Here is a 4901-nt window from a genome sequence, read left to right as displayed (position 1 = left end):
GAACGCGGTCGTCCGGTGACCGGCACGCTCGGCCGCTTCGAGGAACACCCGTCCGGTGGCACTGGTGGCGCCGAATACGGTGATCTTCACGCGCCGTCCCCGCTCTCAGGAGCCGTCGGCGCGGGGCCGGGGCGGGTCAGTGCCGTCACGGCGACACCCAGATCATGGCGCTGCCGGGCCGTCCATGCTTCGGCATGGGAGGCGGCTGTGATGTTGCCGTGGGTCAGGGTGAGGATCTGGTCGAGCAGCCGGTCCGCCGGGACCGCCGAGGCGACGTGCCCCGCCTGCTGCGCGCGGCTGATCGCGGTCACCTTCGCGTCCATGGCCGTGACGACGGCGGGCAGCGATTCCATGAGTTCCGGGCGCTCCAGTGACTGCCACAGGGCAAGGCGCACCAGGTGGGGGTGAGCGCGGTAGAAGTCGAAGACGCGCTGGGCGTAGCCGGGCAGATCGTTCGCGTCCAGGGTGACCGCGTGCTGGGCGGTGGTGATGTGGTGTTCCAGGACGGCATCGAACAGGCCGTCCTTGTTGCCGAAGTAGGCGTAGATCATGCGCTGGTTGGCATGGGCCGCCGCTGCGATACGGGCGGTGCGGGCGCCGGCCAGGCCGTAGGCGGAGAATTCCGCCGTCGCGGCGTCGAGGATGCGGTGGCGGGTGGCCTCCGCGTCCCGGACAGGGGTCTCTTTCTGCATCAGCTGCCTTTCGGACATCGCGGCATTGAGGTCCGGCGGACCACGGGGGCGCTCATGCGTCGACCGTGCGGCTGAGGGCTTCCCACCGGTCGAGCTCGGCGGGGCTCCGCTGCCCGGCGTCACGGATGTGGTCGACGGCGTCCCCCGACCGGGCCAGGCGCAGCGGCGGATCAGCGAGTTCCAGCACGGCGACGATCGACTGGGCGACCTTCTCCGGGGCCGCACCGAGACCTGCGGCCGGGGCACTGCCGTACAGGTTGCGCATCGGGGCCACCACGTCCCGGCAGGGGGTACTGGGCTCGGGCGGCGACATCGAGGACGCCGGCGCCGTGGCGACCGCACCAGGCTGGACGATCGTCACCCCGACTCCGAACGGCGCCGCCTCCAGGCCCGGCGCCTCCGAGAAGCGCTCCAGCGTGAACTTCGCCGTGCCGTAGGCGCCGAGCCCGGGCGCGGGTGCGAGCCGGCCACTGACCGAGCTCCCCGTGATCAAAAATGCGTTCATCGCCCTCCTCTGCCATCAACCCGGTAACTAGTTACTTACCAGTGTAACCAGAACACGGCCGCTTCGGCCCCTGACGAGAGTTCCGTGCCCGGCCTGTCAGGAGACGGGCCGGGCACGGGTGGCGCATCAGGCAGGTCGGCGTGATGAGCCGGCGTGTCGGGGTCAGGCGCCGGTCGCCGTCACATCCGACGAGTAGACCAGTGCGACGCGGTGGTTGTACTGGATGGTGTACATCTGCCTGGCGCCGGTGACGATCGCCCCGGAGGTGAAGTAGTCATCCGTGTTGACGGGCGGTCGGGTGGCGACGTACGCCTGACCGACCGGAACGGTGTACCAGCTGATCGGTGCCTGAGTCGAAGGAGACAGTCCCGCGGGGTACTCCGCCCGGTCGGGGTAGCTGGAGCCGTAGACCGACACCGGCGCGGTGCCCGCGGCGGAGACCAGCGTCACGTCGTGCGCGGGCGTGGTGTTGATGCCGTCCGGGTTGTAGAACCACACCTTGGTGCCGCTGTACCAGATGGCGGTCCAGTCGCCGTCGACGTCGGCCACCACGTACTGCTGCCCGGCCTGCGCGGTGGAACCCCAGTCGCTGATCCGGTCGGTGCCCGCCGTGCCCTTGTGGATGGCCTGATCACCGAAGAGCGGCGCGGTGTCGCCGGGAGCGGTGCGCAGGAAGACGAAGTTGGAGGCCTGCTGCTGCTCGGCGCACGAGGGAGTGGCGCCGGTGGGGTCGTCGCCGGGGCAGATCTGCACGGTCTGCTGGTTCCCGGTGAAGCCGGGAGTGATCGTCACCGCCGAGCCGGCCGGCCCGACCCCGTGCTCCCCCGTCACCGGAGCGCCGACCAGGCTCATCAGATGCTCCCAGTCCCAGGACGTGCCCGGGTCCCAGTGCATGCCCGAGACGAGACTGGAGCTCGGACCGGCCACGTTGTCGTGGCCGATGATGTGCTCACGGTCCAGCGGAATGCCGAAGCGGTCCGCGAGGTAGCGCACCAGGGCTGCCGTGGCCTCGTACTGCGCCTCGGTGTACCAGGTGCCTCCGTGCGCGGCGTAACCCTCGTGTTCGATGCCGATGGAGTGCAGGTTCGTCGAGTAGTTGCCGGCGTGGAAGGCGACATCCTTCGTCGGCACCATCTGCGTCACCGCGCCGTCCGAAGCCCGCATCACATAGTGCGCGGAACTGCCGCCCGCCTTCTGGAAGGTCGCGATCGCCGACTCGTACGACGACTCCGTGTCGTGGATGACGATCGTGTCGATCCTGATGCCGTTGGCCGGACGGCTGGAGACCTGGCCGTTGGACGACGCCGCCGGCACGAACGTGCACGAGACCTCCGGCGGACACTCGGTCGCCGCCGATGCCGCGACGCCGGTCAGGGCGAGCTTGCTCAACTGCCCCTTCTCGGCACGGACCTTGCTGTCGGCGCCCAGCGAAACCCGCTGCCCGTCCTGGGTCACACGCGTGGCCCCGGACCTGATCGTCGCGAAGACACGGTCGGCGAACGCGGTGGCGCTCCGCCTCTGCGACGAGCCGCTGTAGCGGGCCACCGCCCCGTACCACCGACCGGCGTCCGACGGCCGGCCGCCGGCCACGGCCTGCTGATAGGAGGCCAGAAGCGCGGCCCCGCCGGCGATGTTGGCGGTGGGGTCGTCGCGGAGTTCGGCGAGGGGCAGGCCGGTCAGCCTCGCAGCGGCCCGCAGCGTGTGCAGAGCCGGGTCCTTCGCCCTGGCCGCGAGGTCCGCCCGTCCCGCCATCCCGGCCGGGCCGCCGGCCAGCATCGCGGGGGTGACGTCGGTGAGGTGCATCGGGCCGTAGCCGCCGCTGGTGCTCATCCGGCCGGCGTGGGCGTCCCACGTCGACTCCTGGTAGGCCACGGCGAGCAACACGCTGACAGGGACGTGGTACTTGGCGGCGGCGGCCGTGAAGGCACGCTGTCGTGCGCCGGATCCGGACGACGCGGCGGTTTTGGCCTGTACGTCGGTTCCGGCCTGTGCGGCCGTCGGCACCAGGGCGGTCAAGGCTCCCGCGGTCAGCGCGGTCGCTGCGGCTAAACCGATCAGCCGATTCCGCGACACCCGCCTTCGGGTGGCATTGCCCGTTATCTTCTTCATCTTCACGTGTTCTTGCGCTCCAAAAAACCAGGAAGGGCTGTCGGCTTTGCTCGTTGGTCGGACGAGAGGAGCCGATGCCGTCCGGGGTGGAAAGGGGGAATATTCGGGAACCGCTCCAGCGAACGCCCGAAGGATTCACCACCGCGGTCCCGAGTCTCGCGTCGAGGCGCCAAAAGCCGAACGACCGTGGCCTCGTGGTCAGTCTGCGGCCTCCGGCGGACGAGGAATCCACCGGAGGCCGCCCGTCACCTCATGCGGTGCGCCCTCCTGCGGTCGCCGATCGGCTTGCCACAGAGGTTACTTGGATCGATCGTCATACGGGTTCCACGGACAGGAGACGGCCGGTGGTGGGGTTGCAGAGGCGGGCTCCCATGAGGGTGGGACCGGTGGGAGTCCCGGTGGAGCGGGCCTTCGCGCCGAGCCGGCCGTAGCGGGTGGGCCGCTGCCCTCCACCGTCAACGCGGCCTGGGAGCCGGCCGCCGGAGGAGGTAGACGCCCGCGACCGAGACCAGTACGGCCATGACCGCGATGAACACCAGCCCGGCGCCCTCCAGGCCGATCGGGCCCACCAGTACGCCCACTCCGATCACCGGCACCGAGATGCCCGCGTAGGCGACCACGAACAGGGTGGAGATCACCGCCGCTCGCTGATGTTCGGGCGAGGCCTGGGCGACGGTGGTCAGGGCGGCGCGGAACGCGAGGCCCTGACCGGCTCCGCCGACGATCGCGCTCAGTACCACCAGGACCAACAGGTCCCATCGCAGCGCGCCCGCGAGCAGGGCGAGGCCGACGAGGAGTGCGGCGCAGCCCAGGGGCAGGGACCGTCCCACACCGACCCGGCCGACGGCGAGCTGTCCGGCGGTCGAGGCGAAGAAGGCGAGGGCGACGACCAGTCCGCTCACCGCGTGGTTGGTAACGTCCAGGGACTCGGCGAGGAACGCGGGGCTGACGGAGGTGAACACCCCGAACAGGGCGAACCCCACGAACGCGGCGATCGCGGGGGGCGTGAACACCGGCCGGACCTGCGGGGGCAGTCCGGGCCGCTGCGGTCGTACGGTGTTCAGCGGGCGGCGTTCGCGGACGGTCTCCGGGAGCCACAGCACCACGGCGGCGGAGAGTGCCACCAGGGCGAGGTGGACGGCGAACGGCAGGTACAGCGGCCAGGGGGCGTACTGCGCGAGGACACCCGCGATCAGCGGACCGCAGCCGAGTCCGCCCATGTTGGCGGCCGTGGCGACGAAGGTGGCCCGGGCACGGCCGCCCGGCGGCGCCAGCTCCATCACGTAGGCGGTGGCGGCTCCGGTGAACAGGCCCGCGGACAGGCCCGACATCAGCCGCCCCACGTACAGCCAGCCCAGCCCTGTGGCGGCCAGGAAGCAGACGGCGCTCGCCGCCGCGAAGCCGAGGCCCCACAGGAGCACCGGACGCCGGCCCACCGTGTCCGAGGCGTTGCCCGCGAGCAGCAGCACGCCCATGACCCCGAAGGCGTACACGGCGTATCCCCCGTCGCCGCCCCCGTCGATGCCCCGTCGCGGCCGCCTACGGATACACATATGCGTTCAGCGTGTTCACCGCGGAGGCGGGGTCGCCCAGGT

At 71.0% G+C, this 4901-nt stretch carries 4 protein-coding genes; all 4 read right to left on the bottom strand.

Going from position 1 to position 4901, the window contains the following annotated elements; all coding sequences use genetic code 11:
- Positions 1-86: 86 nt before the first annotated feature.
- The 4 genes from ACWEBX_RS37320 to ACWEBX_RS37305 all read right to left on the bottom strand — a co-directional run bounded on the left by ACWEBX_RS37320 (position 87) and on the right by ACWEBX_RS37305 (position 4859).
- Entirely contained in the window at positions 87-710 is a 624-nt protein-coding gene (locus ACWEBX_RS37320; RefSeq protein WP_451889178.1) for a TetR family transcriptional regulator, read from the bottom strand.
- Positions 711-744: 34 nt separating this feature from the next.
- The gene (locus tag ACWEBX_RS37315) at positions 745-1197 is read right to left on the bottom strand and encodes an SDR family NAD(P)-dependent oxidoreductase (protein WP_451889177.1); all 453 of its coding nucleotides are present in this window, start codon (positions 1195-1197) and stop codon (positions 745-747) included.
- Positions 1198-1359: 162 nt separating this feature from the next.
- Entirely contained in the window at positions 1360-3306 is a 1947-nt protein-coding gene (locus tag ACWEBX_RS37310) for an N-acetylmuramoyl-L-alanine amidase (RefSeq protein ID WP_451889179.1), read from the bottom strand.
- Positions 3307-3761: 455 nt separating this feature from the next.
- Complete coding sequence (locus ACWEBX_RS37305) at positions 3762-4859, bottom strand: MFS transporter (RefSeq protein WP_451889176.1); 1098 nt, start codon at positions 4857-4859, stop codon at positions 3762-3764.
- Positions 4860-4901 lie beyond the last annotated feature (42 nt).

Source organism: Streptomyces sp. NPDC005070 (genome assembly GCF_053600395.1).
The sequence above is the reverse complement of the archived record's forward strand: the minus strand, read 5'-3'. Positions and strand labels throughout refer to the sequence as shown.

Excerpts from the sequence above, each read along its gene's own strand:
- ACWEBX_RS37320 (WP_451889178.1), bottom strand. The coding sequence starts at position 710 with ATGTCCGAAAGGCAGCTGATGCAGAAAGAGACCCCTGTCCGGGACGCG.
- ACWEBX_RS37315 (WP_451889177.1), bottom strand. The coding sequence starts at position 1,197 with ATGAACGCATTTTTGATCACGGGGAGCTCGGTCAGTGGCCGGCTCGCA.
- ACWEBX_RS37310 (WP_451889179.1), bottom strand. The coding sequence starts at position 3,306 with ATGAAGAAGATAACGGGCAATGCCACCCGAAGGCGGGTGTCGCGGAAT.
- ACWEBX_RS37305 (WP_451889176.1), bottom strand. The coding sequence starts at position 4,859 with ATGTGTATCCGTAGGCGGCCGCGACGGGGCATCGACGGGGGCGGCGAC.